The organism is Streptomyces sp. NPDC017529 (assembly GCF_044329785.1).
In the GTDB taxonomy this organism is placed as follows: domain Bacteria; phylum Actinomycetota; class Actinomycetes; order Streptomycetales; family Streptomycetaceae; genus Streptomyces.
Genome location: NZ_JBIRJY010000059.1, coordinates 1 through 1138, shown reverse-complemented (window position 1 = coordinate 1138; position 1138 = coordinate 1). Strand labels below are relative to the sequence as shown.

Annotated in this window: 1 protein-coding gene; it reads right to left on the bottom strand. The window is 68.1% G+C overall.

Translation table 11 applies throughout. From position 1 onward, the window contains the following. Nucleotides 1-1114, bottom strand: a 1114-nt coding sequence (locus ACH4K4_RS38695) for a ricin-type beta-trefoil lectin domain protein (RefSeq protein WP_398175083.1), incomplete at its 3' end; no start/stop codon positions are given. Nucleotides 1115-1138 lie beyond the last annotated feature (24 nt).

Below are 1138 nucleotides of genomic sequence, written 5' to 3'. Positions count from 1 at the left end.
CCGGCAGGTCGAGGCAGCGGCCCGAGGCCGGGTTGTACAGGGACCCGTTACCGCGGTCCAGCCACTCCTGCCCGCGCCCGCCGTTGCAGTCGAAGAGCTGGACGGCGGTGCCGTTGGTGCCTCGCCCGTTCGGTACGTCCACGCACTTGCCCAGGACGGTCAGCCGGCGGTTGCTCAGCTCGAAGTCCTGCGCGTTGGTGCCGTTGCACCCGTGGATGCGGATGGCGGTGCCGTTGTCCGTCTTGGCGTTGTCGACGTCCACGCACTTGCCGCCGGGGCCGGTGAGCGGTCCGGTCTGCTTGCCGGTGGGGTGGATCAGCTCCTTGCGGCGATCGGTCAGCGGCATGCCGCTGCCGTCACCCGGATAGAGGTAGACCTTGTTGCCGATCTTGACGATGTAGTCCTCGTAACCGTCCTTGGTCTGGCCCTCGGTGGCGCTGATGAAGTCGCCGCGGTGGGCGATCTGGGCGCCGTTCCAGCCGCCCGAGTCGACGACCCGGCCGTCCTCCAGGCTGCCGTCCCCCTTGCCGCCGTAGAAGCGCAGGTCGCCCATCTTGTCGGTGGCGAGCATGTCCGCGTAGCCGTCGCCGTCCAGGTCGCCCGGGAGGTCGCCGTGCACGCTGCCGTCGGGCGCGTGGACGAACTCCGGCTCCTTGGTGGAAATCAGCGTGGTGTCCGTCTCCGCTCCGCTCTGCCCGGCGTACGGGGAGAGGTTGCCTGCCTTGTCGTACGCCTGGACGTGCAGCCGGTTCTGGGGCCACACGCCGGGGGTCACCGTGATGGTCGCGGTGCCGTTCGCGTCCGCCTTCACGAAGGCGCCGTTGGAGCACTTGGTGTTCGCGGTGGCCAGCGGCTTGTTGAGGGTGTAGCAGAAGCCGTCCAGGCCGAAACGGTCACTGGATTCGAGCTTGATCTTGCGGGGCTTGCGCGCGGCGACCTCGGCCTTGTCGAGTTTGTACCCGTCCACAGCGGTCACCGTCGGCTTGGTGGGGTCCGACTTGTCGACGTTGAAGCCGCAGTGGCTGGTCCACGCCGAGCTCTCGATGCCGTCGCGAGCCTGCACGTGCCACTTGTAGCGCTTGCCGTCCACCAGCTTGGAATTCGGTACCTGCACCTGGGCGGTACCCCCCGAATTCAC